Source organism: Serratia sp. B501 (assembly GCF_051172315.1).
Classification (GTDB): domain Bacteria; phylum Pseudomonadota; class Gammaproteobacteria; order Enterobacterales; family Enterobacteriaceae; genus Serratia; species Serratia ureilytica.
In genome coordinates, this window is record NZ_JBPIZB010000007.1 from 196400 (window position 1) to 222398 (window position 25999).

24 protein-coding genes are annotated in these 25999 nt (G+C 62.0%); 14 read left to right on the forward strand and 10 right to left on the reverse strand.

Annotated elements, in window-relative coordinates; genetic code table 11:
- The first annotated feature begins 32 nt into the window (after positions 1-32).
- The 5 genes from dapF to uvrD all read left to right on the forward strand — a co-directional run bounded on the left by dapF (position 33) and on the right by uvrD (position 5432).
- Complete coding sequence (dapF, locus tag ACSBQV_RS19950) at positions 33-857, forward strand: diaminopimelate epimerase (protein WP_004934244.1); 825 nt, start codon at positions 33-35, stop codon at positions 855-857.
- Complete coding sequence (locus ACSBQV_RS19955) at positions 854-1567, forward strand: DUF484 domain-containing protein (RefSeq protein ID WP_099782460.1); 714 nt, start codon at positions 854-856, stop codon at positions 1565-1567. Before dapF ends, ACSBQV_RS19955 begins: the two co-directional genes overlap by 4 nt.
- Positions 1564-2475 carry a tyrosine recombinase XerC gene (gene xerC / locus ACSBQV_RS19960; RefSeq protein WP_033645020.1) on the forward strand — a complete coding sequence of 304 codons (912 nt, stop codon included), beginning with the start codon at positions 1564-1566 and terminating at the stop codon, positions 2473-2475. The genes ACSBQV_RS19955 and xerC overlap by 4 nt, the downstream gene beginning before the upstream one ends.
- A complete protein-coding gene (yigB, locus tag ACSBQV_RS19965; protein WP_033636653.1) occupies positions 2475-3191 on the forward strand; it encodes a 5-amino-6-(5-phospho-D-ribitylamino)uracil phosphatase YigB in 717 nt (238 codons plus the stop codon). Before xerC ends, yigB begins: the two co-directional genes overlap by 1 nt.
- Before the next feature lie 78 nt (positions 3192-3269).
- Positions 3270-5432, forward strand: coding sequence for a DNA helicase II (gene uvrD, locus ACSBQV_RS19970; RefSeq protein ID WP_033652429.1), 2163 nt, complete (start codon positions 3270-3272; stop codon positions 5430-5432).
- A gap of 43 nt (positions 5433-5475) precedes the next feature.
- Here the strand turns inward: uvrD and ACSBQV_RS19975 are convergent, their stop codons facing one another.
- Positions 5476-5949, reverse strand: coding sequence for a WbuC family cupin fold metalloprotein (locus ACSBQV_RS19975; protein ID WP_025160392.1), 474 nt, complete (start codon positions 5947-5949; stop codon positions 5476-5478).
- Positions 5950-6395: 446 nt separating this feature from the next.
- Here ACSBQV_RS19975 and corA point away from each other — a divergent pair, with 446 nt between their 5' ends.
- Positions 6396-7346, forward strand: coding sequence for a magnesium/cobalt transporter CorA (gene corA, locus ACSBQV_RS19980; protein WP_004934262.1), 951 nt, complete (start codon positions 6396-6398; stop codon positions 7344-7346).
- Between the two features lie 16 nt (positions 7347-7362).
- On the opposite strand, the gene rarD is transcribed toward corA, so the two are convergent.
- Both rarD and ACSBQV_RS19990 read right to left on the reverse strand, forming a co-directional pair.
- Positions 7363-8250: an EamA family transporter RarD gene (gene rarD / locus ACSBQV_RS19985; protein WP_033645018.1), complete on the reverse strand. Its 888-nt coding sequence runs from the start codon at positions 8248-8250 to the stop codon at positions 7363-7365.
- Positions 8251-8316: 66 nt separating this feature from the next.
- Positions 8317-8787, reverse strand: a complete 471-nt coding sequence (locus tag ACSBQV_RS19990) for a thioesterase family protein (RefSeq protein WP_033645017.1) — start codon at positions 8785-8787, stop codon at positions 8317-8319.
- Between the two features lie 199 nt (positions 8788-8986).
- On the opposite strand from ACSBQV_RS19990, the gene recQ reads away from it, so the two are divergent.
- Complete coding sequence (gene recQ, locus ACSBQV_RS19995; protein ID WP_046688049.1) at positions 8987-10819, forward strand: ATP-dependent DNA helicase RecQ; 1833 nt, start codon at positions 8987-8989, stop codon at positions 10817-10819.
- Between the two features lie 12 nt (positions 10820-10831).
- Positions 10832-11452 (forward strand): threonine export protein RhtC, encoded by a 621-nt coding sequence (rhtC, locus tag ACSBQV_RS20000; RefSeq protein ID WP_016929486.1) that lies wholly within the window; start codon positions 10832-10834, stop codon positions 11450-11452.
- A 48-nt stretch (positions 11453-11500) separates the two neighbouring features.
- Here rhtC and rhtB read toward each other — a convergent pair whose 3' ends face one another.
- Complete coding sequence (gene rhtB, locus ACSBQV_RS20005; RefSeq protein WP_033645013.1) at positions 11501-12121, reverse strand: homoserine/homoserine lactone efflux protein; 621 nt, start codon at positions 12119-12121, stop codon at positions 11501-11503.
- Positions 12122-12268: 147 nt separating this feature from the next.
- Here rhtB and pldB point away from each other — a divergent pair, with 147 nt between their 5' ends.
- Both pldB and yigL read left to right on the forward strand, forming a co-directional pair.
- Entirely contained in the window at positions 12269-13312 is a 1044-nt protein-coding gene (gene pldB / locus ACSBQV_RS20010) for a lysophospholipase L2 (RefSeq protein WP_099782459.1), read from the forward strand.
- A gap of 4 nt (positions 13313-13316) precedes the next feature.
- Positions 13317-14114 (forward strand): sugar/pyridoxal phosphate phosphatase YigL, encoded by a 798-nt coding sequence (yigL, locus tag ACSBQV_RS20015; RefSeq protein WP_033652427.1) that lies wholly within the window; start codon positions 13317-13319, stop codon positions 14112-14114.
- 32 nt (positions 14115-14146) lie between these two features.
- Here the strand turns inward: yigL and glpQ are convergent, their stop codons facing one another.
- Positions 14147-15226, reverse strand: a complete 1080-nt coding sequence (gene glpQ, locus ACSBQV_RS20020) for a glycerophosphodiester phosphodiesterase (RefSeq protein WP_099782458.1) — start codon at positions 15224-15226, stop codon at positions 14147-14149.
- Positions 15227-15308: 82 nt separating this feature from the next.
- Complete coding sequence (gene glpT, locus ACSBQV_RS20025) at positions 15309-16664, reverse strand: glycerol-3-phosphate transporter (protein ID WP_033645009.1); 1356 nt, start codon at positions 16662-16664, stop codon at positions 15309-15311.
- Between the two features lie 364 nt (positions 16665-17028).
- On the opposite strand from glpT, the gene glpA reads away from it, so the two are divergent.
- Genes glpA through glpC form a run of 3 tightly spaced genes read left to right on the forward strand, consistent with a single transcriptional unit; the run spans position 17029 to position 21132 of the window.
- Positions 17029-18678 (forward strand): anaerobic glycerol-3-phosphate dehydrogenase subunit A, encoded by a 1650-nt coding sequence (gene glpA, locus ACSBQV_RS20030; protein ID WP_099782457.1) that lies wholly within the window; start codon positions 17029-17031, stop codon positions 18676-18678.
- Positions 18668-19936: a glycerol-3-phosphate dehydrogenase subunit GlpB gene (glpB, locus tag ACSBQV_RS20035; protein WP_089195354.1), complete on the forward strand. Its 1269-nt coding sequence runs from the start codon at positions 18668-18670 to the stop codon at positions 19934-19936. Before glpA ends, glpB begins: the two co-directional genes overlap by 11 nt.
- Positions 19933-21132 (forward strand): anaerobic glycerol-3-phosphate dehydrogenase subunit GlpC, encoded by a 1200-nt coding sequence (gene glpC / locus ACSBQV_RS20040; RefSeq protein WP_038874129.1) that lies wholly within the window; start codon positions 19933-19935, stop codon positions 21130-21132. The genes glpB and glpC overlap by 4 nt, the downstream gene beginning before the upstream one ends.
- A gap of 34 nt (positions 21133-21166) precedes the next feature.
- Here glpC and ACSBQV_RS20045 read toward each other — a convergent pair whose 3' ends face one another.
- The 3 genes from ACSBQV_RS20045 to ACSBQV_RS20055 all read right to left on the reverse strand — a co-directional run bounded on the left by ACSBQV_RS20045 (position 21167) and on the right by ACSBQV_RS20055 (position 22946).
- The gene (locus tag ACSBQV_RS20045) at positions 21167-21730 is read right to left on the reverse strand and encodes a DcrB family lipoprotein (protein ID WP_099782456.1); all 564 of its coding nucleotides are present in this window, start codon (positions 21728-21730) and stop codon (positions 21167-21169) included.
- 80 nt (positions 21731-21810) lie between these two features.
- Positions 21811-22245, reverse strand: coding sequence for a GNAT family N-acetyltransferase (locus ACSBQV_RS20050; RefSeq protein WP_099782455.1), 435 nt, complete (start codon positions 22243-22245; stop codon positions 21811-21813).
- 41 nt (positions 22246-22286) lie between these two features.
- Entirely contained in the window at positions 22287-22946 is a 660-nt protein-coding gene (locus tag ACSBQV_RS20055) for a 7-cyano-7-deazaguanine/7-aminomethyl-7-deazaguanine transporter (protein WP_033652423.1), read from the reverse strand.
- Positions 22947-23167: 221 nt separating this feature from the next.
- On the opposite strand from ACSBQV_RS20055, the gene tusA reads away from it, so the two are divergent.
- On the forward strand, positions 23168-23413 hold the full coding sequence (gene tusA, locus ACSBQV_RS20060) for a sulfurtransferase TusA (RefSeq protein ID WP_025304890.1): 246 nt from the start codon (positions 23168-23170) through the stop codon (positions 23411-23413).
- 80 nt (positions 23414-23493) lie between these two features.
- Here the strand turns inward: tusA and ACSBQV_RS20065 are convergent, their stop codons facing one another.
- Positions 23494-25812, reverse strand: a complete 2319-nt coding sequence (locus ACSBQV_RS20065) for a zinc/cadmium/mercury/lead-transporting ATPase (RefSeq protein WP_099782453.1) — start codon at positions 25810-25812, stop codon at positions 23494-23496.
- Between the last annotated feature and the right edge of the window lie 187 nt (positions 25813-25999).

Sequence of the window (25999 nt, forward strand, 5' to 3'; positions counted from 1 at the left end):
ACGGATAGCGCGTCCAGATAGCGGAGTATGATATGCAGTTCTCCAAAATGCACGGTCTGGGCAACGACTTTATGGTGGTCGATGCCGTTACACAGAATGTCTATTTTTCACCTGAGCTGATCCGCCGGCTGGCCGATCGGCACCTGGGCGTCGGCTTTGACCAGATGCTGGTGGTAGAACCGCCTTACGATCCCGAGCTGGATTTTCACTACCGAATTTTTAACGCCGACGGCAGCGAAGTGGCGCAGTGCGGCAACGGCGCGCGCTGTTTTGCGCGCTTTGTGCGGCTGAAAGGGCTGACCAACAAGCGCGATATCCGCGTTAGCACCCAAACCGGGCGCATGGTGCTCAGCGTCACCGACGACGATCTGGTGTGCGTCAATATGGGCGAGCCGAATTTCGATCCGCAGGCGGTGCCGTTCCGCGCCGCCAAGGCGGAAAAGACCTACATCATGCGCGCGGCGGAACATACCGTGCTGTGCGGCGTGGTGTCGATGGGCAACCCGCATTGTGTTTTGCAGGTGGATGATGTAAAAACCGCCAAGGTGGAGCTGCTTGGGCCGGTGCTGGAAGGGCACGAGCGCTTCCCGGAACGGGCCAACATCGGCTTTATGCAAGTGGTCAGCCGCGATCACATCAAGCTGCGCGTTTACGAGCGCGGCGCCGGTGAAACGCAGGCCTGCGGCAGCGGCGCCTGTGCGGCGGTGGCGGTCGGGATCCAACAGGAATTGCTGTCAGAAGAGGTGCATGTAGAACTGCCGGGCGGCAGCCTGCATATTCGCTGGAAAGGGCCGGGCAATCCGCTGTTTATGACCGGTCCGGCAACCCATGTCTATGACGGATTTATTCATCTATGAAAAGCGTAGAAGAACAGAGCGTCGCCGGCCTGGCGCTGGATGACGACGCCGTGATGCAGTACCTGCTGCAGAACCCGGATTTCTTTATTCGCAACGCGCGCCAGGTTGAGCAGATGCGCGTGCCTCACCCGGTGCGCGGCACCGTTTCGCTGGTGGAATGGCATCTGGCTCGCCAGCGCAATCACATCGAACGGCTGGAAGAAGAGATCACGCTGTTGATGGAGCAGGCCAGCGCCAACGAAGGGCTGTTCGCCCGGTTGCTGCACCTGCAGGCCGATCTGGCCACCGCCGACAGCCTGCAGGACATGCTCAACCGGCTGCAGCGTTGGGCGCGCGGCTTCGGTTTGGCCGGCGCCACGGTGCGCCTGTTCGCCGAGCGCTGGAATATCGGCGCGCCTTCCGATTTCACCCATCTGGCGCTGACGCGTTCGGCGTTCGAGCCGTTCCGCATCCAGCGGCTGGGCAGCGAACAACACTATCTCGGCAGCCTGAACGGCCCCGAGCTGCTGCTGCTGTTGCCGCAGGCCAAACAGATAGGCCAGATTGGTTCGGTGGCGCTGTCGATGTTGGGCGACGACGGCGAGCTGGGCATGGTGATCTTCAGCAGCCGCGATACGCAACATTATCAGCAGGGCATGGGCACGGTGATGCTCAATCAGCTGGCGCGCATGCTGCCGGCGCTGCTGGAACGCTGGATCGAACGCGTATGACGCCGATTGCGCCCAGCCTGCAGCAGCCGGTGGACGCTTTTCTGCGTTATCTCAAGGTAGAACGGCAACTCAGCCCGCTGACGCAGCTCAGCTATTCACGCCAGCTGACGGCGCTGATGCGCCTGGCGCAGGAGATCGGCGTCACCGACTGGACGACGCTGGACGCCGCCCGGGTGCGCATGCTGGCGGCGCGCAGCAAACGCGCCGGTCTGCAGTCCGCCAGCCTGGCGCTGCGGCTCTCTTCGTTGCGTAGCTTCCTCGATTGGCTGGTCAGCCAGGGCGTGCTGCACGCCAACCCCGCGAAGGGCATCCGCACGCCGCGCAGCGGCCGCCATCTGCCGAAAAACATCGACGTCGATGAAATGAACCAACTGCTGGAGATCGATCTCAACGATCCGCTGGCGGTGCGCGATCGCGCCATGCTCGAGGTGATGTACGGCGCCGGCCTGCGCCTCTCCGAGCTGGTGGGGCTGGATTGCCGCCATGTCGATATGGCGGCCGGCGAGGTGTGGGTGATGGGGAAAGGCAGCAAAGAACGCAAATTGCCGATCGGGCGCACCGCCGTCACCTGGCTGGAACACTGGCTGGCGATGCGCGATCTGTTTGGACCGCAGGACGACGCCATGTTCCTGTCCAATCAGGGGCGACGCATCTCGACGCGCAACGTGCAAAAACGCTTCGCCGAATGGGGCGTGAAGCAGGGCGTCAACAGCCATATCCACCCGCACAAGCTGCGCCACTCCTTCGCCACCCATATGCTGGAGTCCAGCGGCGATCTGCGCGCGGTGCAGGAGCTGCTCGGCCACGCCAACCTGACCACCACGCAAATTTATACCCACCTCGACTTTCAACATCTGGCGAACGTGTACGATGCCGCGCATCCGCGCGCCAAACGGGGGAAATCCTGATGCATTTTTATCGCCCGCTGCGTCCGCTGGCGGCGCTGACTTTCGATCTGGACGACACGCTGTATGACAACCGTCCGGTGATCCGGCAAACCGAGCAGCAGTCGGTGGCCTTCCTGCAGAGCTACCATCCCGGCCTGAACGGCTTCCAGTCGGCGGATTTCCACCGCCTGCGCCAGGAACTGCGCGAGCAGGATCCGGAGATCTACCACGACGTCACCCAGTGGCGCTGGCGCGCCATTCATCTGGCGTTGAGCCGGCAGGGGCTGCGCGACGCCGAAGCGGCGATCGGGGCCGATGCGGCGATGCAGAATTTCGCGCTGTGGCGCAGCCGTATCGAGGTGCCGGAAGCGACCCATGCCACGCTGAAGGCGCTGGCGGCGCGCTACCCGCTGGTGGCGATCACCAACGGCAACGCCGATCCGGCGCAGTGCGGCCTGGACGGCTACTTTCAGTTTGTGCTGCGTTCCGGGCCGGACGGGCGCGCCAAGCCGTATCAGGACATGTATCACCTGGCCGTCGAGCGGCTGGGCGTGGCGCCCGAGCAGATCCTGCACGTGGGCGACGATCTGACCACCGACGTGGCCGGCGCGCTGCGCGCGGGGCTGCAGGCCTGTTGGATCAACGATCGGCAACGCAGCCTGATGCAGGCCGCCGACAGCCGCCTGCTGCCGCATATTGAGATTTCGCAGTTGGCATCGCTGACAGCATTGTTATAATCCCTGCCAGAACTCTGTATAAATTTCCAGTGAAAAACCCGTCGCCGGCGGGTTTTTCCTTAACCATTAGTGGTGCCTATGGACGTCTCCGATCTGCTCGACAGCCTGAATGAAAAACAACGTGAAGCCGTGGCGGCGCCGCGCAGCAACCTGTTGGTTCTGGCCGGAGCGGGCAGCGGCAAGACGCGGGTGCTGGTGCATCGCATCGCCTGGCTGCTGTCGGTGGAGAACTGCTCACCGTATTCGATCATGGCGGTGACCTTCACCAACAAGGCGGCGGCGGAAATGCGCCACCGTATCGAACATCTGATCGGCACCAGCCAGGGCGGCATGTGGATCGGCACTTTCCACGGTCTGGCGCACCGCCTGCTGCGCGCTCATCATTTGGAAGCCAACCTGCCGCAGGATTTCCAGATCCTCGACAGCGACGACCAGCTGCGGTTGCTCAAGCGCATCATCAAGGCGCTGAACGTCGACGAGAAACAGTGGCCGCCGCGTCAGGCGATGTGGTACATCAACGGCAAGAAAGACGAAGGCCTGCGCCCGCAGCACGTCGAGACCTACAACAACCCGGTAGAGGCCACCTGGCTGCGCATCTACCAGGCCTATCAGGAAGCCTGCGATCGCGCGGGGCTGGTGGATTTCGCCGAGCTGCTGCTGCGCGCGCACGAGCTGTGGCTGAACAAGCCGCATATCCTCAACCACTATCGCGAGCGTTTCACCAACGTGCTGGTGGACGAATTCCAGGATACCAACAGCATCCAGTACGCCTGGATCCGCCTGCTGGCGGGCGGCAACGGCAACGTGATGATCGTCGGCGACGATGACCAGTCGATCTACGGCTGGCGCGGCGCGCAGGTGGAAAACATCCAGCGCTTTCTGAAGGATTTCCCCGGCGCGGAAACCATCCGCCTGGAGCAGAACTACCGTTCCACCAGCAACATCCTGAAAGCGGCCAACACCCTGATCGCCAACAACGACGGGCGCATGGGTAAAAACCTGTGGACCGAAGGCGGCGAAGGCGAGCCGATTTCCCTCTACTGCGCCTTCAACGAACTCGACGAAGCGCGCTTCGTGGTCAACCGCATCAAGACCTGGCAAGACAACGGCGGCGCGCTGAACGACTGCGCCATTTTGTACCGCAGCAACGCCCAGTCGCGCGTGCTGGAAGAGGCGCTGCTGCAGACGGCGATGCCGTACCGCATCTACGGCGGCCAGCGGTTCTTCGAACGTCAGGAAATCAAGGATGCGCTGGCTTACCTGCGCCTGATCTCCAACCGCAACGACGACGCGGCCTTCGAGCGCGTGGTCAACACCCCGACGCGCGGTATCGGCGATCGCACCCTCGACGTGGTGCGCCAGGCGGCGCGTGATCGCCAGCTGACGCTGTGGCAGGCGACGCGCGAACTGATGCAGGACAAGGTTCTGGCCGGCCGCGCCGCGTCGGCGCTGCAGCGCTTCATCGAGCTGGTGGAGTCGCTGGCGCATGAAACCGCCGATATGCCGCTGCACGTGCAAACCGATCGGGTGATCCGCGACTCCGGGCTGTTCATCATGTATGAGCAGGAAAAGGGCGAGAAGGGACAGGCGCGCATCGAAAACCTCGAGGAACTGGTGACGGCGACGCGCCAGTTCAGCTATCAGGAAGAAGATCAGGATCTGATGCCGCTGCAGGCATTCCTGTCGCATGCGGCGCTGGAAGCGGGCGAAGGCCAGGCCGACGCCTATCAGGACGCGGTGCAGCTGATGACCCTGCACTCGGCCAAGGGGCTGGAGTTCCCGCTGGTGTTTATCGTCGGCATGGAAGAAGGCATGTTCCCGAGCCAGATGTCGCTGGATGAAGGCGGCCGTCTGGAGGAGGAGCGCCGTCTGGCCTATGTGGGCGTGACGCGCGCCATGCAGAAACTGACGCTGACCTATGCTGAAACGCGCCGTCTGTACGGCAAAGAGGTTTATCACCGGCCGTCGCGCTTTATCGGCGAATTGCCGGAGGAGTGCGTGGAAGAAGTGCGCCTGCGCGCCAGCGTGTCGCGCCCGGTCAATCATCGCCGCATGGGCACGCCGATCAGCGAGAACGACACCGGTTACAAGCTGGGCCAGCGCGTGCGTCATCCCAAGTTTGGCGAAGGCACCATCGTCAATCTGGAGGGCAGCGGCGAGCACAGCCGGCTGCAGATCGCCTTCCCGGGTGAAGGCATCAAATGGCTGGTGGCGGCCTACGCGCGTTTGGAAACGGTATAAAGAGAGAGGCGTTGCAGGGGCCAGCCCCTGCAACCTTTCACGATCAGTGAGGGTACCGGTCGCCGACCTGTGCGGTGGCATACCAGCGCATCACCGCTTCGGTGCCTTCACCGCCTTCCTGCGGCGCCCACTGCATGCAGTCTTCTTCGGTCAGCGCCTGATACGGGCCCTGCTTCACTTCGAACACTACGCCGCCGGCATCGACCGACAGCACCGCATGCCAGGTAAAGGCCGGCATCTCCAGCACTTTAGTTTCTTCGCCGAGCAGGGTGCGCTGTGTTACGACGCCGTCATCGTTGAACTGCAGCACCACAAAGCGGCCGCGCAGCGGCGTCAGCAGCTCCCAGGTTTGCGGGTGGCGGTGCGGGCGGATATAGGTGCCGGGTTCCATGGCGATCGCCAGGCGTTGCACCGGGTCGCTCAGCTCTTCGTGTAAGGTGCGGTGCGCGCGCAGGCGGGCCACGCTGGCGGCCTGTTCGCTCATCGCGGTCAGTTCATGGGCGGTAATCTGTTTCATCATTTAAATCCGCATGCTTGTCGTACCATTAGGGTGATGTCATCTTAGCAACATTCTTGGTGGCGGTAAGCGATCGCCGCGACTTTTTCAGTACGGTTTAAGCCCCATTTCTGCTATTGATCATCGTGATGATTTGTTGCGCAATTATCCCGCCTAACGTGTTGACAGGCTTTTTCTTCTCGGCGTAACATGCGCGCACTATTATCATTGAGGACAGACGCCTTGGACACACCCAGTAGATACTGGCTCACTGACCTGCGCCGCAGGTATAACTTCTAAGGCTCTCCGTTTTTGCTGATAGCCTTCGTGGTTGTCGGCGACCCCGCAAAGTGTCGCTATGAGTCAGATCTCTTCATGGTCTGAAACAAATCGGTGATACGCATCTCCCTCTGTTTCTGTGCTTCAACGCGTTGTCCGCACCCGTTACCTTCACGGAGTTTTGGCACATGCTGAGCGCTTTTAAATTAGATAACCGCCGCTTGTCCCGTCTGGAACTGGACGACTCAGATGATCTCACGTCATCGCTGTGGGTTGATCTGGTCGAGCCGGAAGAGGGCGAGCGTGAGCGCGTGCAGAATGAGCTGGGACAAAGCCTGGCGACGCGTCCTGAACTGGACGACATCGAAGCCTCCGCTCGTTTCTTCGAAGACGAAGACGGTCTGCATATCCACTCCTTTTTCTACTTTGAAGATGCGGAAGATCACGCCGGCAACTCCACGGTGGCGTTCACCATCCGCGACGGGCGTCTGTATACCCTGCGCGAGCGCGAACTGCCGGCGTTCCGCCTGTACCGCATGCGCGCCCGCAACCAGACGATGCTCGAAGGCAACGCTTACGAACTGCTGCTGGATCTGTTCGAGACCAAGATTGAACAGCTGGCGGACGAGATAGAGAATATCTACAGCGATCTGGAACAGCTCAGCCGTGTGATCATGGAAGGGCATCAGGGTGACGAATACGACGCCGCGCTCTCGACGCTGGCGGAGCTGGAAGATATCGGCTGGAAGGTGCGTTTGTGCCTGATGGATACCCAGCGCGCGCTCAACTTCCTGGTGCGCAAGGCGCGTTTGCCGACCGGCCAGCTGGAGCAGGCGCGTGAAGTGCTGCGCGACATCGAATCCCTGCTGCCGCACAACGAATCGCTGTTCCAGAAGGTGAACTTCCTGATGCAGGCGGCGATGGGCTTCATCAACATCGAACAGAACCGTATTATCAAGATCTTCTCGGTGGTGTCGGTGGTGTTCCTGCCGCCTACGCTGGTGGCTTCCAGCTACGGCATGAACTTCGAATTCATGCCGGAACTGAAATGGTCGTTCGGCTACCCGGGCGCGATCACGCTGATGATCCTGGCGGGCCTGGCCCCTTACCTGTACTTCAAGCGCAAGAACTGGCTGTAACCCGGCGGCGCCGGGCTCAGCGCAGCTTGCGCTGGGTATAGAGCGCGTCGAGGGTGAACAGGATCAGCGCCGCCCAGATAAAGCCGAAGGTCACCAGCTTGTCCTGGCCGACGGTCTCGCCGTAGAAGGTGACCGCCAGCAGGAACATCAGCGTCGGGCCGAGATACTGGAAGAAACCGAGCGTCGATAGGCGCAGCCGGGTAGCCGCCGCGGTGAAGCACAGCAGCGGCACGGTGGTGACGATGCCGGCGGCGACCAGCAGCAGGTTCAGCGACCACGGGTTGGCGCTCAGGTGGCTGGTGGGGCTGTCGGCGAACAGGAACAGATAGGCCGCCGCTACCGGCAGCAGCCACAGCGTTTCAATCAGCATGCCGGTCTGCGCGTCGATGGCGATTTTCTTGCGCAGCAGGCCGTAGAAGGCAAAGCTGAACGCCAGCCCCAGACCGATGATCGGCAACGACCCGAACTGCCAGAGCTGCACCAGCACCCCGGTGAACGCCAGCGCCACCGCCACCCACTGCATGCGGCGGAAACGTTCGCCGAGAAACAGCATCCCCAACAGCACGTTAACCAGCGGGTTGATGAAGTAGCCCAGGCTGGCTTCCAGCATATGGTGATTGTTCACCGCCCAGATGAACAGCAGCCAGTTGCCGCCGATCAACAGCGCGGTGACCGCCAGCAACAGCAGCCGTTTGCGATTTTGGCAGGCGGCGCGCACTTTAGGCCAGTTGCGGCCCAGCGTGATCAGCGCCAGCATGAAGAAAAACGACCAGATGATCCGGTGGGTGAGGATCTCATCCGCGGACACTTGCTGGATCAGTTTGAAATAAGCCGGGGCGATGCCCCACATAAAATAGGCGGCCAGGGCAAAGAAAATGCCCTGACGCGTTTGCTTTGCGTCCATGACGTCACTCTGGTGGGGAACTTAAGATGCGGTGAGTGTACTGAAGACGCTCACCGCACACAATCATCAGCCGACCAGGTAGGTGGCGGTGGCGGTCGCGATATGCAGGCCGTCGTGGTTATGCAGTTCTACGCGCGCGACGGCGACTTTGTTGCCGCTGCGCAGCACGCTGGCGGAGGCGACGAAGTGCTCGCCGCGGCCGGGGCGCAGGTAGTCGACGCGCAGGTCGATGGTGCCCATGCGCGACAGCTTGGCGGCGATCTCCTCTTCAACCAGCGGCTCCAGGCGCGTCAGCACGCCGCCGGCGCAGGCCAGCCCGGCGGCGACGTCAAGCACGGCGGCGATCACGCCGCCGTGCAGAATTTCCTGCGCGGCGTTGCCGACCAGCTTGCGCTGGTTGGTGAAGCTCAGCTCGACGTAGTCATCGTCGAAGCGGCGCAGCTCCAGGCCAAGCTCGCGGTTGAACGGCATGTGGTAGACAAAAATTTCGCCGATCTTGCGGCGGGCGGCTTCCAGGGTCAGTGGTGTTGTCGACATAGCGGGTTTCCGTTTTTCTTTTGCGTTTTAAGGGAGCTAACTGGTCAGTCCAGGTTAATGGAATGTTGATTTTATGCTTAACCTTTGTTGCTTGCCAGCCCGTTTAGGCAAAAGAGTCACGCGCGCGTTGGTGTCATGCTGAACGATATTGTGTAATCATACCCGGTGGGTGTGTACCGATGAAAAAATGGGGAAGTGTGTGTCAACCGCAGCAGTGATTAACAGAGAGTTGCTGGCCGAGCAGGTATTGCGCGATACCTTCGGCTACCAGCAATTCCGTCCGGGGCAGCAAACGATTATCAATGCCGCGATCGGCGGGCAGGATTGCCTGGTGGTGATGCCGACCGGCGGCGGCAAGTCGTTGTGTTACCAAATCCCTGCGCTGGTGATGGACGGCCTGACGCTGGTCGTTTCTCCGCTGATCTCGCTGATGAAGGATCAGGTCGACCAACTGTTGGCCTACGGCGTTTCCGCCGCCTGCTACAACTCGACGCAAACCCGCGAGGAGCAGCTGGACGTCATGGCCGGCTGCCGCAACGGCACCATCAAGATGCTGTACATCGCACCAGAGCGGCTGATGATGGAAAGCTTCCTCAACCTGCTCGATCACTGCCCGCCGGCGATGCTGGCGGTGGATGAGGCGCACTGCATCTCCCAATGGGGCCACGACTTCCGGCCGGAATACCGCGCGCTGGGTCAGTTGAAACAGCGCTTCCCGTCGATGCCGGTGATCGCGTTGACCGCCACTGCCGATGAAGCCACGCGCGGCGATATCGTGCGTCTGCTGTCGCTGCAGGATCCGCTGGTGCAGGTCAGCAGCTTCGACCGGCCGAACATCCGCTACACGCTGGTGGAAAAATTCAAACCGCTCGACCAGCTGTGGCGCTTCGTGCAGGATCAGCGCGGCAAGAGCGGCATTATCTATTGCAACAGCCGCGCCAAGGTGGAAGACACCGCCGCGCGCCTGCAAAGCCGCGGGCTGAGCGTCGGCGCTTACCACGCGGGGCTGGACAACGATCGCCGCGCCCAGGTGCAGGAAGCGTTCCAGCGTGACGATCTGCAGGTGGTGGTGGCCACCGTCGCCTTCGGCATGGGCATTAACAAACCCAACGTGCGTTTTGTGGTGCATTTCGACATCCCGCGCAATATCGAATCCTATTATCAGGAGACCGGCCGCGCCGGGCGCGACGGCCTGCCGGCCGAAGCCATCCTGCTGTACGATCCGGCCGACATGGCCTGGCTGCGCCGCTGTCTGGAGGAGAAACCCGCCGGGCAACAGCTGGACATCGAGCGTCACAAGCTGAACGCCATGGGCGCTTTCGCCGAGGCGCAAACCTGCCGTCGCCTGGTGCTGCTCAACTACTTCGGCGAAGGCAAGCACGAAAACTGCGGCAACTGCGATATCTGCCTCGATCCGCCCAAGCGCTACGACGGGCTGGAGGACGCGCGCAAGGCGCTGTCTTGCGTGTACCGCGTCGGCCAGCGCTTTGGCCTCGGGTACATCGTGGAAGTGCTGCGCGGATCCAACAATCAGCGCATTCGCGAATACGGTCACGACAAGCTGCCGGTGTACGGCATTGGCCGCGATCAAACCACGGAGCACTGGACCAGCGTGCTGCGTCAGCTGATCCACCTGGGCTTTATCACCCAGAACATCGCCATGCACTCGGCGCTGCAATTGACCGAGGCGGCGCGTCCGGTGTTGCGCGGCGAGGTGGCGCTGCAGCTGGCGGTGCCGCGCATTCAGAGCCTGAAGTCGCGCAGCAGCGCCAACCAGAAATCCTACGGCGGCAATTACGATCGCAAGCTGTTCGCCAAGCTGCGCAAACTGCGCAAGTCGATCGCCGACGAAGAAAACATTCCACCCTACGTGGTGTTCAACGACGCCACGCTGCTGGAAATGGCCGAACAGATGCCGATCAAGGCCGGCGATCTGCTGAGCGTCAACGGCGTGGGGCAGCGCAAACTGGAGCGTTTCGGCGCGCCCTTTATGGCGATGATCCGCGACCATCTCGACAATGACGAAGACTGAGGGCGATAAATCATGCTGATGCTGTTTCTCACCGTGGCGCTGGTGCATCTGATTGCGCTGATGAGCCCGGGGCCGGACTTCTTTTTCGTGTCGCAGACCGCCGCCAGCCGCTCGCGCCGCGAGGCGATGATGGGCGTGGTCGGCATTTCGCTCGGCATCGTGGTATGGGCCGGCGTGGCGTTGATGGGGCTGCATCTGATCCTGCAGAAGATGGCCTGGCTGCATCAGATAATCATGGTCGGCGGCGGCATTTACCTGTGCTGGATGGGGTGGCAACTGCTGCGTTCCGCGCGGGCGCAGCAAGCGCAGCCGGCGGCAGAGGCCCAGGTGGCGTTGCCGAAGGCCGGGCGCAGCTTTATTCGCGGTTTCTTGACCAACCTGTCCAACCCGAAAGCGGTGATCTATTTCGGCAGCGTGTTCTCGCTGTTCGTCGGCGACAGCGTCGGCGCCGGGGCGCGTTGGGGGCTGTTCTTGCTGATCGTCGCCGAGACCTTCGTCTGGTTCAGCCTGGTGGCGGTGGTGTTCGCGCTGCCGGCGATGCGCCGCGGTTATCAGCGGTTGGCCAAGTGGATAGACGGGGTGGCTGGCGTGCTGTTTACCGGCTTCGGGTTACACCTGATCTTTACCCGCTAACCGGCAGTGAAATGCCCAAGGCCGAGCAGCGATGCCCGGCCTTTTTTGTCAGGCTTTGCGGGCGGTCGCCAGCAGCCCCGCCACCAAAATGAACAGCGAACCGAACACCCGGTTGAGCAGCTGCATTTGACGCGGGGTCTTCAACCAGCCGGCGATGCGCGTCGCCAGGGTGGCGTAACCGATCATCACCAGAATATCCACCACCACGGTGGTGACGCCGAGCACCAGATACTGTTCGGCCTGCGGCTGATGGGGCAAGATGAACTGCGGGAACAGCGCGGCGAGGAACACGATGCTTTTCGGGTTGGTCAGGTTGACCAGCACCGCGCGGCGGAACAGGCGGCGGCGCGGCATGCTGCCCGCCAGCGCATGCAGATCCAGCGCGCCGGCGGCGCGCCACTGTTGGATGCCGAGCCACACCAGGTAGGCGGCGCCCAGCCATTTCAGCAGCTCGAACGCCAGCAGCGATTGCGATATCAGCGCGCCGAGGCCGATGCCCACCAGCACGATGTGCGCGCTCAGCCCGACCTGCAGCCCGGCGATTGACGCGGCGGCGCCGCGATAGCCGTGGCTGATGCCGGTGCTCATGGTGTTGATGGCGCCGGATCCGGGGGACAGGCTAAGGATAAGCGTGGTCAGCAGGTAAGTTAACCACCAGTCCAAGGTCATGGTTCTCGGCTCCCTGAAAGTGTCGTTTTGTGCCACAATGCGCCGAGGCGGCGCCGTTTTTTGTCAGAATTGAATCACAATACGCTAGTATGATTTCTTGTGCCAGCGGTCACATTTTCCGCCGGCTCCACAGGGAAAACGCTCTCGATGACCTCGTTCACTCTCAGCTCCGATGACTGGTTAACGCGTGAAACGCAGTTCGCTGCCTTCGCCACCGGGCCGCTGCTGGATTTCTGGCGGCAGCGCGAAGAAGGCGAGTTCCGCGGCGTGGACGGCGTGCCGATCCGCTTTGTGCGCTTCCGTTCCGCGCGGCATCAGCGGGTGGTGGTGGTCAGCCCCGGCCGCATCGAAAGCTACGTGAAATACCCTGAGGTGGCCTACGACCTGTTCCACTGCGGTTACGACGTGGTGATCGTCGATCATCGCGGCCAGGGGCGCTCCGGGCGTTTACTGGCGGATACGCACCGCGGTCATGTGGTAAACTTTGCCGACTACGTGGACGATTTCGAGCAGCTGTGGCTGCGCGAGGTCGAGTCGCGCGGTTACCGGCAGCGTTTCGCGCTGGCGCATTCGATGGGCGGCGCGATCCTGGCGCAGTTCCTGCAGCGCCGGCCGCAGGCGTTCGACGCGGCGGCGTTTTGCGCGCCGATGTTCGGCATCCAGCTGCCGATGCCGGGCTGGCTGGCCGACCGCATTCTCGACTGGGTGGAGACACGCCCGGCGATCCGTGATTATTACGCGGTGGGCACCGGCCAGTGGCGTCCGCTGCCCTATGTGGTCAACGTGTTGACCCACAGCCGCGAGCGCTACCGGCGCAGCCTGCGTTATTACGCCGACTATCCCGAGCTGCAGGTGGGCGGGCCGACTTACCATTGGGTGCGTGAGAGCATCCGCGCCGGCCGGCAGATCATCGCGCAGGCCGGGAACATCACAACGCCGCTGTTGCTTTTGCAGGCCGGTGAAGAACGGGTGGTCGACAACCGTTCGCACCAGGCTTTTTGTCAGGCTCTGTCAGACGCGGGGCGCCCTTGCGAAGGGGGGCTTCCGTGGGTTATCAACGGCGCACGCCATGAGATCCTGTTCGAGCGGGACGCGATGCGCGCCGAAGCACTGAACGCAATCCTGCGCTTCTTTGCTCAACACTTAGGCGGCGCGCTGCCGCCGACAACTCCATCAGAGGTTAGAACATAACGCTATGTATCACGTCGTCGCTTCCGATTTAGATGGCACGCTGCTGTCTCCCGACCATACCCTGTCGCCGTACGCCAAAGAAACGCTGAAGTTGCTGACCCAGCGAGGCGTGCATTTCGTGTTCGCCACCGGCCGCCACCACATCGACGTGGCGCAGATCCGCGACAGCCTGGAAATCAGCGCCTTTATGATCACCTCCAACGGCGCGCGGGTGCACAACACGGCCGGCGAGCTGATCTTCAGCCATAACCTGGACGGGGATATCGCCCGCGATCTGTACGGCATGCTGCACGACGATCCGCAGATCACCACCAACGTCTACCGCAACGACGATTGGTTTACCAACCGCGAAAGCCCGGAGCAGGAAGAGTTCTTCCAGGAGTCGGTGTTCAAATATCAGCTGTTCGAGCCGGGCCTGCTGGAAACCGACGGCGTCTGCAAGGTTTACTTCACCTGTGAAGACCACGAGCGGTTGCTGCAGGTGGAAGACGCCATCAACGCCCGCTGGGGCGATCGGGTCAACGTCAGCTTCTCGTTCCCGACCTGCCTGGAAGTGATGGCGGGCGGCGTGTCGAAAGGGCATGCGCTGGAAGAAGTGGCCAAGATCATCGGCTATACGCTGCAAGAGTGCATCGCCTTCGGCGACGGCATGAACGATCTGGAGATGCTGTCGATGGCCGGCAAGGGCTGCATCATGCGCGATGCGCATCAGCGCCTGAAGGATATGCTGCCGGAGCTGGAAGTGATCGGTTCCAATGCCGACAACGCGGTGCCGCACTACCTGCGCAAGATGTTCCTCTGAAATAATCAGGGCGCCTTGCGGCGCCCTTGTTATTACTTGTGCTGGCCCTGCTTCTGCAGGAACTGCACGCCCTTGTCCGGGAAGTCGGTGAACACGCCGTCGACGCCGGCCTGGTTGTAAATCACGTCATACAGTTGGTTCACGTCGGTCACGTACTTCGGCAGCGCATCGGCGCGAATGGTGAACGGGTGCACCGCCAGCTTGCTGGCGTGCGCTTCTTTCACCATGTCGGTTAGCACGATGTGGCCCGGCTTGGATTTATCCGCCACCACCAGCATGTGGTAGTCCGGCCCGATGCCGTCGGCATACTGAGCGATTTTCTTCATCGCGCCCGGTTTGAACATCCAGTCATAGTCGTATTCCACCCACTTGCCGTCGGCTTTCTGCTCGTAGGTTTCCTGCCAGTCGTTGTAGGCGATCAGCTGCACCAGCTTCAGATCCATGCCCAGCTTCGGCTCCAGCTCGTTCTTGATGCGTTTGAGCTCGTTGGCGTCGAAGCACTGTAGGTAGACGTTGTCGTTCTTGCCGGTGTAGCCGTACTGCTTGAGCACCGCCAGCACTTTGCTGGAGATGTCTTTGCCTTCCTGCTTGTGGAACCACGGCGCTTTGATTTCAGGATAGATGCCGATGTTTTTGCCGGTCGAATGGTTCAGACCCTGTACGAACTCGATCTCTTCCTGGAAGGTGTGGACGCGGAAGTCGGATTTGCCCATCGGGAAGCGGCCAGGGTAGCCCTGTACCTTCTTGCCGTTTTCGATGTCAAAGCCTTCGGTGAACTTCAGCGATTTGATCTCCGCCAGCGTAAAGTCGATGGCGTAATAACGGCCGTCTTTGCGTGCGCGGTTCGGGAAACGTTCGGCGACGTCGGTGACGCGATCGAGGTAATGGTCGTGCAGCACCACCAGCTCGTTGTCCTTGGTCATTACCAGATCCTGCTCGAGGTAATCGGCGCCTTGCGCGTAGGCCATCGCCTTCGCCGGCAGGGTGTGTTCCGGCAGGTAGCCGCTGGCGCCGCGGTGGGCGATCACCACTTTGTCCGTCGCCTGTGCGGCGCTGACCATTGAGGTGGCGAGAATGATCCCTGTCAGCAGGGCTTTGACTTGAGTCCGCATTCCGTTTTCTCCGTGTTGTTGGGGGCAGGGTAGTAAAAAGGCCGCAGGGCGGCCTTTAAATCATGCAAAAGTCGTGTGACGGTTAGCCGCGCTTGCCGGCAGCGATTTCCGCGTGGTGTTTCTTCTCGTTCAGCATGGTCAGCAGCAGCAGGATAACCGCCAGCACGCCGCCGCCGATCATCACCATGAAGCCGCCGTCCCAACCGAAGAAGTCTACGGTGTAACCGACGATGGCGCTGGCCGCAACCGAGCCGCCCAGGTAGCCGAACAGGCCGGTGAAGCCCGCGGCGGTGCCGGCGGCTTTCTTCGGCGCCAGCTCCAGCGCGTGCAGGCCGATCAGCATCACCGGACCGTAGATCAGGAAGCCGATGACCAGCATACAGATCATGTCCACGGTCGGGTTACCGGCCGGGTTCATCCAGAACACCACGGTGGCGATGGTCACCAGCGTCATGAAGAACACGCCGGTGGCGCCGCGGTTGCCTTTGAACACTTTGTCCGACATCCAGCCGCACAGCAGGGTGCCCGGGATACCGGCGTATTCATACAGGAAGTAGGCCCAGGAAGACTTGTCCAGCGCGAAGTGCTTCACTTCTTTCAGGTAGGTCGGCGACCAGTCCAGAATGCCGTAACGCAGCAGGTAGACGAACACGTTGGCGACCGCGATGTACCACAGCAGCTTGTTCGGCAGGATGTACTGCATGAAGATCTGCTTGGCGGTCAGCTCTTCTTCGTCTTTTTCGCTGTAGTCGTCCGGGTAGTCGTTTTTGTACTCTTCAATCGGCGGCAGGCCGCAGGATTGCGGGGTGTCGCGCATCAGGCCGAAGGCGATCAGGGCCACCAGGATGGCGCCGAAGGCCGGCATGTACAGCGCCGCGTGCCAGTCGTTGAACCAGGCCATGCCCAGCAGGAACAGCAGCGGCGGCAGGCCGCCGCCCACGTTGTGGGCGCAGTTCCAGATGGAGACGATGCCGCCGCGTTCTTTCTGCGACCACCAGTGCACCATGGTGCGGCCGCACGGCGGCCAGCCCATGCCCTGGAACCAGCCGCACAGGAACAGCAGGACGAACATGATGGCGATGCTGGAGGTTGCCCACGGCACGAAGCCCATGAACAACATCACCGCCGCCGCCAGGATCAGGCCGGCAGGCAGGAACACTCGCGGGTTGGAACGGTCGGAGACCGAACCCATGATGAATTTGGAGAAGCCGTAGGCGATGGAGATGCCCGACAGCGCGAAGCCGAGGTCACCGCGGCTGAAGCCTTGTTCGATCAGGTAAGGCATGGCCAGGGTGAAGTTCTTACGCACCAGATAGTAGGCGGCGTAACCGAAGAAGATCCCCAGGAAAATTTGCCAGCGCAGCTTACGGTAGAGCGGGTCTACCTTATCGCTCGGCACACGGGCGATGTGTGCGGCCGGCTTAAAAATACTCAACATGAGCGCCTCCGATGGCTTTATCTGTTATCACATCAATATGACCTTTTACGTTCATTTGATGATTGAGCGGATATCGAATGTGGTGTTTTTGTGTTCCATAACGAGCGCCATTGTCATCAAATACGCCTGGTGTCGCTGTGACGAATGGCGCAATTGTTACACTTTCATGAAACCACGGCGGATTTTGAGCGATTCGTTAACGTTATGAAATAGAAAAACGTCCAAAAATCGTGATTATGATCACATTGATGGTTTTTTGTGGACATTTTTATTTCGTTTCATGTTCGTTATTGTTCCTTATCAAACAAAGACCCTAATAACCGTGGCTCAATAGGCTCATAACTACCGATCCTGAGGGAGCGACATGAGCAGCTATTTTGACGGCGGCGAAACGGATGTGATCATCATCGGCGGCGGCGCCACCGGCGCAGGCATTGCCCGCGACTGTGCGCGGCGCGGCTTGCGATGCATTTTGCTGGAGTGCCACGACATCGCCACCGGCGCCACCGGCCGCAACCACGGTTTGCTGCACAGCGGCGCGCGCTATGCGGTGACCGACGGCGAGTCGGCGCGCGAATGCATAGAAGAGAACCGCATCCTGAAACGCATCGCGCATCACTGTATCGAGCGCACCGACGGGCTGTTCATCACCTTGCCGCAAGACTCGCTGGACTATCAGCAGCAGTTTATCGCCGCCTGTCGCCAGGCCGACATCGACGCCGAAGCGATCGACCCGCAGCTGGCGCTGCGACTGGAGCCGGCGGCTAACCCGGCGCTGATCGGCGCGGTGCGGGTGCCGGACGGCACCGTCGATCCCTTCCGGCTGACCGCCGCCAATATGCTGGACGCGCGCGAGCACGGCGCGCAGATCCTGACCTACCATCAGGTGGTGGGGTTGCTGCGCAGCGGCGATCGGGTGACGGGCGTGCGCGTTTACGACCATCAGAATCAGCGGCGCTATGAGCTGCACGCGCCGGTGGTGGTCAACGCCGCCGGCATCTGGGGCCAGCAGATCGCCGAATACGCCGATTTGCGCATCCGCATGTTCCCGGCCAAGGGAGCGCTGCTGATCCTCGGCCATCGCATCAACAACATGGTGATCAACCGCTGCCGCAAACCGGCGGACGCCGACATCCTGGTGCCGGGCGACACCATCTCGCTGATCGGCACTACCTCGACCCATATCGACTACGACCAAATTGACAACATGCTGGTGACCCCGCAGGAGGTGGACATTCTGATCCGCGAAGGGGCGCTGTTGGCGCCCACCCTGGCGCAGACCCGCATTTTGCGCGCCTATGCCGGGGTGCGGCCGCTGGTAGCCAGCGACGACGATCCCAGCGGGCGCAACGTCAGCCGCGGCATCGTGCTGCTCGATCACGCCGCCCGCGACGGGCTGGAAGGGTTTATCACCATTACCGGCGGCAAGCTGATGACCTACCGCCTGATGGCGGAGTGGGCCACCGACAAGGTATGCGAAAAGCTCGGCGTAAATAGTCCGTGCACCACCGCGCAGGACGCGCTGCCCGGATCCCGTCAGTCGGCGGAGGAAACGGTGCGCAGCGTGGTTTCTCTGCCCGCCAGCATTCGCGGCTCGGCAATTTACCGCCACGGCGATCGCGCCAGCCAGGTGCCGGCGGCCGATCGGCTCGACACCAGCCTGGTGTGCGAATGCGAGGCGGTGACCGCCGGGGAAGTGCGCTATGCGGTCAACTCGCTGACCGTCAATAACCTGGTGGATCTGCGCCGCCGCACCCGTGTTGGCATGGGCACCTGCCAAGGCGAACTCTGCGCCTGCCGCGCCGCCGGGCTGTTGACGCGCTTTAACGTCAGCACGCCGCAGCAATCCATCGCGCAGCTGTCGCAGTTCCTCAACGAACGCTGGAAAGGCGTACGGCCGATCGCCTGGGGCGATGCGCTGCGCGAGAGCGAATTCACCAGCTGGGTTTACCAGGGATTATGCGGGCTTGAAGCCCAGGCCGACCAGGAGCAGGAGGCGGATGATGCGATTTGACGTCGTGGTGATTGGCGGTGGTCTGGCGGGCCTGAGCTGCGCCATTGCCGTGGCCGAACAGGGCAAGCGCTGTGCGGTGGTCAGTTCTGGCCAGAGCGCGCTCTACTTCTCCTCCGGCTCGCTCGATCTGCTGGCGAGATTGCCGGACGGCACGCCGGTCGAGATGCCGCTGGCGGCGTTGCCGCAGCTGGCGCAACAGGCGCCGCAGCATCCGTACGCCCTGATCGGGCCCGGCCGGGTGGCGGCGCTGTCCGCCGCCGCGCAGCGGCTGCTGGAACGCTGCGGGTTGAATCTGCAGGGCGAGGGGGTGAACAACCATCTGCGCATCACGCCGCTAGGCACGCGCCGCGCCACCTGGCTCAGCCCGCAAGCGATCCCGACGCTGCCGCTGACCGGCCAACTGCCGTGGCGGCGTATTGCGGTGATCGGCATCGAAGGGTTCCTCGACTTCCAACCGCAGATGGCCGCCGACGCCCTGAGCCGCGAGCTCGGCGTGCAGACGGACGTGGCCTATCTGCACATGCCGGCGCTGGACAGATTGCGCAATAACCCCAGCGAGTTCCGCGCGGTGAACATCGCCCGGGTACTGGATTTGATGGAAAGCCTGCCGCCGATGGCCGAAGAGCTGCGGCGGCTGGCGGGCGAGGCCGAGGCGCTCTTCCTGCCGGCCTGTCTGGGCCTGGAGGACGACGCGTCGCTGGCGGTGCTGCAGGATGCGGTCGGCAAGCCGATCCGACTGCTGCCGACGTTGCCGCCTTCGGTGCCCGGCATGCGCTTGCATCAGGCGCTGCGGCGGCGTTTCCAGCAGTTGGGCGGCGTTTTCATGCCGGGCGACAGCGTGCTGCGCGCCGAGAGCGAGGCCAGCCGCGTCACCGGTTTGTACACCCGCAACCACGGCGATATTCCGCTGCGGGCGCAGCAGGTGGTGCTGGCCAGCGGCAGCTTCTTCAGCAATGGACTGGTGGCCGATTTCGACGGGGTGCGCGAACCGATCTTCGGGCTGGACGTTCACAGCCGGGCGGATCGCGCCGACTGGAGCCGACGTGAGCTGTTCGCGCCGCAGCCTTACCTGCAGTTCGGCGTGCGCACCGACGGCAGACTGCGGGCGATGAAGCAGGGAGTGCCGTTCGACAACCTGTACGCCATCGGTGCGGTCGCCGGCGGCTACGATCCGCTGCAGCAGGGCTGCGGCGCCGGCGTGTCATTGATCGGCGCGCTGCACGTCGCGCAGCAGATCGCCGCGGAGGAGAACGTATGAGCCTGCATCGGGACCACAGCTTTGAAAGCTGCATCAAATGCACCGTCTGTACCACCTACTGCCCGGTCGCCAAAGTGAACCCGCTTTACCCGGGACCGAAACAGGCGGGGCCGGACGGTGAGCGGCTGCGGCTGAAAGACCCGGCGCTGTACGACGAAGCGCTGAAATACTGCACCAACTGCAAGCGTTGTGAAGTGGCCTGCCCGTCCGACGTCAAAATCGGCGACATCATTCAACGCGCCCGCGCCGACTTCGCCCAGAGCAAGCCGACGCTGCGCGATGCCATCCTCAGCCATACCGATATCATGGGATCGCTGTCGACGCCGTTTGCGCCGATCGTCAACGCCGCCACCGGGTTGAAACCGGTGCGCAAGCTGCTGGACAAGGCGCTGAAGATCGATCACCGGCGCGAACTGCCGAAATATTCCTTCGGCACCTTCCGCCGCTGGTACCGGCAACAGGCGCAGGCTCAGCAGCGTTACGCCGAGCAGGTGGCATTTTTCCACGGTTGCTTCGTCAACTATAACCACCCGCAGCTGGGCAAGGATTTGGTCCGGGTGTTCAACGCGCTGGATATCGGCGTGCAACTGCTGAAACGCGAGAAATGCTGCGGCGTGCCGCTGATCGCCAACGGGTTTATCGACCAGGCTAAAAAGCAGGCCAGGGTCAATGCCGAATCGCTGCAGGAAACGGTGCTGGAGCGCGGCATTCCGGTGGTGGCGACCTCATCGAGCTGCACCTTCACCCTGCGTGACGAATACCCTCATCTGCTGGACGTAGACACCACTGCGGTGCGCGATCGGGTGGAGCTGGCGACGCGCTATCTCTATCGCCTGATCAATCAGGGGCGCAGCCTGCCGCTCAAGCGCACGCCGCTGCGGGTGGCTTATCACACGCCTTGCCATATGGAGAAGATGGGCTGGACCGCCTATACCCTGGAGCTGCTGCGGCAGATACCGGGACTGGAGCTGGTGGTGCTGGATTCGCAGTGCTGCGGCATCGCCGGCACTTACGGGTTCAAATCGGAGAACTACGCCACGTCGCAAGGCATTGGCGCGCCGCTGTTCCGGCAGATAGAAGAGAGCGGAGTGGATCTGGTGGTGACCGACTGCGAGACCTGCAAATGGCAGATAGAAATGTCCACCAGCAAGCGCTGCGAACACCCGATCACCCTGCTGGCGCAGGCGTTGGCATAAAAACTAAAGGGCCGGCAAACCGGCCCCTGCGGGATTATGGTTTCAGCTTCAGGGTGGAGATGATGCCTTCGGCTTCAGTCTGCGCCTGCTGCTGATTGTCCGCCGGCAGCGTCACCTGAATGGTCAGCATGTTGTTGTTCAGCGAACCGATCAGGACGGAAGAATAGGCTTTCTCGCCGCCGCTGGTGATGATGCTGTCCAGCTGACGCAGCGGCACACCGTTGACGTCGAGCGCTTTGTTGGTGATCACCTGCAGGTTGGCGTCACGCGCGCGCTGGGTGTTCTCCAGGCGCTTGGCCAGGGTCTCCAGGCTGTCGGCGGTCTTGTCGCCCAAGATGACGATCACTGCGCGCTGACCGGTGCTGTCTGCGTAAACATGCATGTTGTTGGCCTGGTTGCCCAGCTTGCCGCTCTGATCCGCCATGCCGACCGGCAGGGTGAACGCCAGTTTACCGTCCAGCAGGCTCACCTGCTGCCCGGCCGGCGCGCTGGCCGCCGCGCCGTCTGGCGCTGCCTTGGTGTCTTTGGTGTTGCCGTCGCAGGCCGCGAGGCCAAGCGCCAGCAGGCTGATACCCATCAATTTCGCTACTTTACGCATCGGGCTTCCTTCTTCCTTTCCGGTAGGGATTCACTGTCGTATCGCAACCTATTCCAGGTTGAAATGCAAGGCAGATGTTGTCACAAGTTTTTTTCCAGTAATAGCCGATAATCAGCCACTTCGCCTTTCTTTTCCAGATGAACAATCTGATAGTGATGGGCGAGCAGCATCGTCAGCATGGCGCGGAACCGGTTACGGGTTTTGACCGTCAGTTGGCGATAGCCCAGCGCCCGCGCCCAGCGCTCTTGTTCGGCCAACAAGGCCTGCGCCACGCCGTGGCGACGGAATGCCGGCAGCACGCCGCCCAGCCAGCTGTAAAACACCGTTTCCTGCCGTTGATAACCGAGTTTGAAACCGGCCGGCTGCCCGCCTATCTCGGCGATCAACAGGCTGGCGGGGGCGGCGCCGATACGTTGCTGCAGATCGGCCAGGCTGTGCAGGCCGCCGAATTCGGGGATGCGTTGGTAAAGGCGGTGGATTTCTTCGAGCGTGGCGGTGCGGACGATTGGGGTCATGAGCGGCCTCCAAAGGATAAGGCCGCCCAGAATAACACGACTCAGCCCGGCTGCAGGCTGCCGCTGCGCGCCGCGATGCGTTTGAGCAGCATGTTCAGCAACACGCCGTACATCGGCAGGAAGAACAGCAGGCAGATCATTACTTTGAAGCTGTAATCCACCAGCGCGATCTCCACCCAGTTGTTGGCCATGAAGGGATCGCTGCTCTTATAAAAGGCGATGAAGAAGAACGCCAGCGTATCGCTGATGTTGCCGAGGAACATCGCCGCCGCCGGCGCCACCCACCAGGCGCTGCGTTGACGCAGGCGGTTGAAGACGTGTACGTCGAGGATCTGGCCGAGCACATAGGCCATAAAGCTGGCCACGGCGATGCGTGCTACGAACAGGTTAAAACTGCTCAGCGCGGCGAAGCCCTGCCATTCTCCCTGATAGGTGACGGTGGAGATCACGTAGGAGATGAACAGCGCCGGCACCATCACCGCCAGGATGATGCGCCGCGCCAGCGGCGCGCCGAAGATGCGCACGGTCAGATCGGTCGCCAGAAAGATAAACGGGAAGGTAAAGGCGCCCCAGGTGGTATGGAAGCCGAAAACGCTGATCGGCAGCTGCACCAGGTAGTTGCTGGAGGTAATGATGGCGATATGAAACAGCGAAAGCCAGACCAACGCCGTGAAGCGCTGCTGTGCGGTAAACGAATACATACTTGTAGCCTTTTTAGCAGTGGGGTGAGGGAACCCAGTGTGTCTTGTCAAAACAGCAAAAAACGCTGCGCGGCGGCATGATACGCGTTTGCGCAACCAATGCAATGGTTAAATTTAACGCAAACGTTAACGCATCTTGCGCAGAAAAACTACCGGCGTAAACTAGGCGCTAATGAGATGCGGCGAGCGTTCGCCGATCGTTTTTGAACGAGAAAAATTGCATGACTGACTTATTTGCCCAGGCAGACCAGACGCTCGACGCGCTGGGGCTGCGTTGCCCGGAACCGGTGATGATGGTGCGCAAAACCGTGCGCCATATGGACAACGGCGAAACGCTGCTGATTATCGCCGACGATCCGGCCACTACCCGCGATATCCCGGGGTTTTGCCGTTTTATGGAGCACACGCTGGTGGCGCAGGAGACCGAGCAGGCGCCATACCGTTATCTGTTACGGAAAGGTGTCTAACGGCGGCGCGGCCGAGTTAAAAGTTCCCTCCCCCAAATGACAACGGGCGCGGTATGCCGCGCCCGTGTTTGTTTCAGAGCTTAGCTGCGCTTTCTCAACAGCCGCAGCGCGTTGGCGGTGACCAGCGCGGTGGCGCCGGAGTCCGCCAGCACTGCCAGCCACAGCCCGGTTAACCCCAGCAGGCTGGTGATCAGAAAGACCCCTTTCAATCCCAGCGCGATGGTGATGTTTTGCCGGATATTGGCGTGGGTGGCGCGCGAGATGCGGATCATTTCCGCGACGCCCACCAGCCGGTTGTGGGTCAGGGCGGCGTCGGCGGTCTCCAGCGCCACATCGGTGCCGCTGCCCATGGCGATGCCGATGTTGGAGGCTTTCATCGCCGGGGCGTCGTTGATGCCGTCGCCGATCATCGCCGTCGGGCGCAGTTCGTTCAGCTCGGTAACCGCGGCGACCTTATCTTCCGGCAACAGACCGGCGCGATAGTCGAGGCCCAGCTCGCCGGCGATCGCCGCGGCGGCGCGCGGGTTGTCCCCGGTCAGCATCACGCCGCGAATACCGAGCTCGTTCAGTTCGGCTATCGCCTGTTTGGCGTCGCTGCGTAGCGTATCACGCAGCGCCAGCAAGCCGATGGGCGCGCCGTCTTCCAGCACCACCACCGCCGTTTTACCGGCGTTTTCCAGCTTGTCTACCTGGCTCTGCCATTGGGTGGCGAGCAGGCCCGGCGCCAGCTTGCCCGGAGCGCTGATCAGCACGGTCTTGCCGTCCACGATCCCTTCCACACCGACCCCGGCCAGGGCGCGGCGCGCCTGCGCCAGCGGCAGCTCGGCACCGCTGGCGGCGGCGCGGTTAATGATCGCTTGCGCCAGCGGGTGATGTGAACCGGCCTCTACCGCGGCGGCAAGCTGCAACAGCCGTTGTTCGGTGAGCGCGCCGATGGGCAGCACGTCGGTGACCGTCGGCTTGCCTTCGGTCAGGGTACCGGTTTTATCGAAGGCGATGGTTTGAATCTGGCCCAGTTGCTCCAGCGCCGCACCGCCTTTAATCAGTGCGCCGCGCCGCGTGGCGGCCGCCAGCCCGGATGTGATGGCCGCCGGCGTCGAGATCACCAGCGCGCATGGACAGCCGATCAGCAGCAGCGTCAGGCCGCGATAGATCCAGGTCTCCCACGGCTGCGAGAACAGCAGCGGCGGCACCAGGATCACCGCGACGGCCAGCAGCATGATGGCCGGGGTGTAGTAGCGGCTGAAGCGATCGAGGAAGCGTTCGATCGGCGCGCGGCGCTCTTCGGCCTCTTCAATCAATTGCAGAATGCGGTCGATGGCGTTTTTGCCGGGCTCTGAGATCACCTTCATCTGTGCCGCCTGATCGACGGACAGGCTGCCGGCGGCCACTTTTTCCCCCTGTTGACGCTCGACCGGCACCGATTCGCCGGTCAGGGCGCTTTCGTCGAAGCTGGCGAACGGATTGAGCAGCTCGGCGTCGGCCGGCAGACGCCCGCCGGGCGCGATTTCAATCACGTCGCCGGGGCGCAGGCTGGAGACCGGCACGCGTTTGCGTTCCGTTCCTTGCAGCAGCAGAGCATCTTCCGGCACCAGCTCCATCAGCGCCTTCACCCCGCGCCGCGCACGGTTGGCGGCGTAGGATTCCAGCAGCTCGCCAACCATAAACAGCAGCAGCACCATCGCCGCCTCGGCGGTGGCGCCAATGAACAGCGCGCCGATGGCCGCCACGCTCATCAGCGTTTCGATGGCGAACGGCGTGCCGGAGCGAATCAGACGCAGCGCCTTGGCGGCGACCGGCGCCAACCCGACCAGCGTGGTGGCGATAAAGGCGATGCGACCCAGCTCCGGGTTAATCCGATCCAGCACCCAACTGACCACCATCAGGGTGGTTAACAACAGCAGCGGCGCAAATTCGCCGAAGCGCGAGGCTTTTGGCGCGGCATCTTTGGCGGTCTGAGCGCCGAGCAGGGTAAAACCGGCCTGGGCGACCGCGTCCTGGATCCGCAGGCTGATATCGGACTGTGCGTCGACCACCAGTTTTTCGGTGGCGAACAATACGCGTGCGCTGTCAACGCCGGGGAGCGCGGTGACGGCATTTTCGATTTTCTTGGCGCAGCTGGGGCAGTCCATACCGGTGACTTTCCAGCTGAAACGTTGGCTGCCGGAAGGGGGAGCGGCGGCCAGCCTGTCGCTTTCCTCGTCCGGATCGTCGTGGGCGGCGGCGCAGCAGCCGCTCTCGCCATGATCGTGATGGTGATGGGCGTGTTCGGTCTGCGCAGCGGCGTTTTTCGGTTCGCTGCTGCAGCCATGCTGGGTTTTGCTGTGGCTGTGGTTGCAACCGCATCCGCCTTCGGCGTGGTGATGTTCCTGATGATTATGATTTTGCTGATTGTGCATAACGTCCCCCTTCGGGCAGTTAACCGGGTTTGCTCAGCTGACTCTACACCCTGGAGTCCACTCCAGAGTCAAGCGCCGGATGAGAATTATTGCTAACGGCGTTCAGGCGTTATGGGGGGATTCATTCAATAATGAATAATGCGAATTTTAATCTATTGCTTTTTCTTATTACCTATTTCGAGAAAAA

Coding starts and splice junctions, on each gene's coding strand:
- dapF (WP_004934244.1), top strand. CDS start 33: ATGCAGTTCTCCAAAATGCACGGTCTGGGCAACGACTTTATGGTGGTC.
- ACSBQV_RS19955 (WP_099782460.1), top strand. CDS start 854: ATGAAAAGCGTAGAAGAACAGAGCGTCGCCGGCCTGGCGCTGGATGAC.
- xerC (WP_033645020.1), top strand. CDS start 1,564: ATGACGCCGATTGCGCCCAGCCTGCAGCAGCCGGTGGACGCTTTTCTG.
- yigB (WP_033636653.1), top strand. CDS start 2,475: ATGCATTTTTATCGCCCGCTGCGTCCGCTGGCGGCGCTGACTTTCGAT.
- uvrD (WP_033652429.1), top strand. CDS start 3,270: ATGGACGTCTCCGATCTGCTCGACAGCCTGAATGAAAAACAACGTGAA.
- ACSBQV_RS19975 (WP_025160392.1), bottom strand. CDS start 5,949: ATGAAACAGATTACCGCCCATGAACTGACCGCGATGAGCGAACAGGCC.
- corA (WP_004934262.1), top strand. CDS start 6,396: ATGCTGAGCGCTTTTAAATTAGATAACCGCCGCTTGTCCCGTCTGGAA.
- rarD (WP_033645018.1), bottom strand. CDS start 8,250: ATGGACGCAAAGCAAACGCGTCAGGGCATTTTCTTTGCCCTGGCCGCC.
- ACSBQV_RS19990 (WP_033645017.1), bottom strand. CDS start 8,787: ATGTCGACAACACCACTGACCCTGGAAGCCGCCCGCCGCAAGATCGGC.
- rhtC (WP_016929486.1), top strand. CDS start 10,832: ATGCTGATGCTGTTTCTCACCGTGGCGCTGGTGCATCTGATTGCGCTG.
- rhtB (WP_033645013.1), bottom strand. CDS start 12,121: ATGACCTTGGACTGGTGGTTAACTTACCTGCTGACCACGCTTATCCTT.
- pldB (WP_099782459.1), top strand. CDS start 12,269: ATGACCTCGTTCACTCTCAGCTCCGATGACTGGTTAACGCGTGAAACG.
- yigL (WP_033652427.1), top strand. CDS start 13,317: ATGTATCACGTCGTCGCTTCCGATTTAGATGGCACGCTGCTGTCTCCC.
- glpQ (WP_099782458.1), bottom strand. CDS start 15,226: ATGCGGACTCAAGTCAAAGCCCTGCTGACAGGGATCATTCTCGCCACC.
- glpT (WP_033645009.1), bottom strand. CDS start 16,664: ATGTTGAGTATTTTTAAGCCGGCCGCACACATCGCCCGTGTGCCGAGC.
- glpA (WP_099782457.1), top strand. CDS start 17,029: ATGAGCAGCTATTTTGACGGCGGCGAAACGGATGTGATCATCATCGGC.
- glpB (WP_089195354.1), top strand. CDS start 18,668: ATGCGATTTGACGTCGTGGTGATTGGCGGTGGTCTGGCGGGCCTGAGC.
- glpC (WP_038874129.1), top strand. CDS start 19,933: ATGAGCCTGCATCGGGACCACAGCTTTGAAAGCTGCATCAAATGCACC.
- ACSBQV_RS20045 (WP_099782456.1), bottom strand. CDS start 21,730: ATGCGTAAAGTAGCGAAATTGATGGGTATCAGCCTGCTGGCGCTTGGC.
- ACSBQV_RS20050 (WP_099782455.1), bottom strand. CDS start 22,245: ATGACCCCAATCGTCCGCACCGCCACGCTCGAAGAAATCCACCGCCTT.
- ACSBQV_RS20055 (WP_033652423.1), bottom strand. CDS start 22,946: ATGTATTCGTTTACCGCACAGCAGCGCTTCACGGCGTTGGTCTGGCTT.
- tusA (WP_025304890.1), top strand. CDS start 23,168: ATGACTGACTTATTTGCCCAGGCAGACCAGACGCTCGACGCGCTGGGG.
- ACSBQV_RS20065 (WP_099782453.1), bottom strand. CDS start 25,812: ATGCACAATCAGCAAAATCATAATCATCAGGAACATCACCACGCCGAA.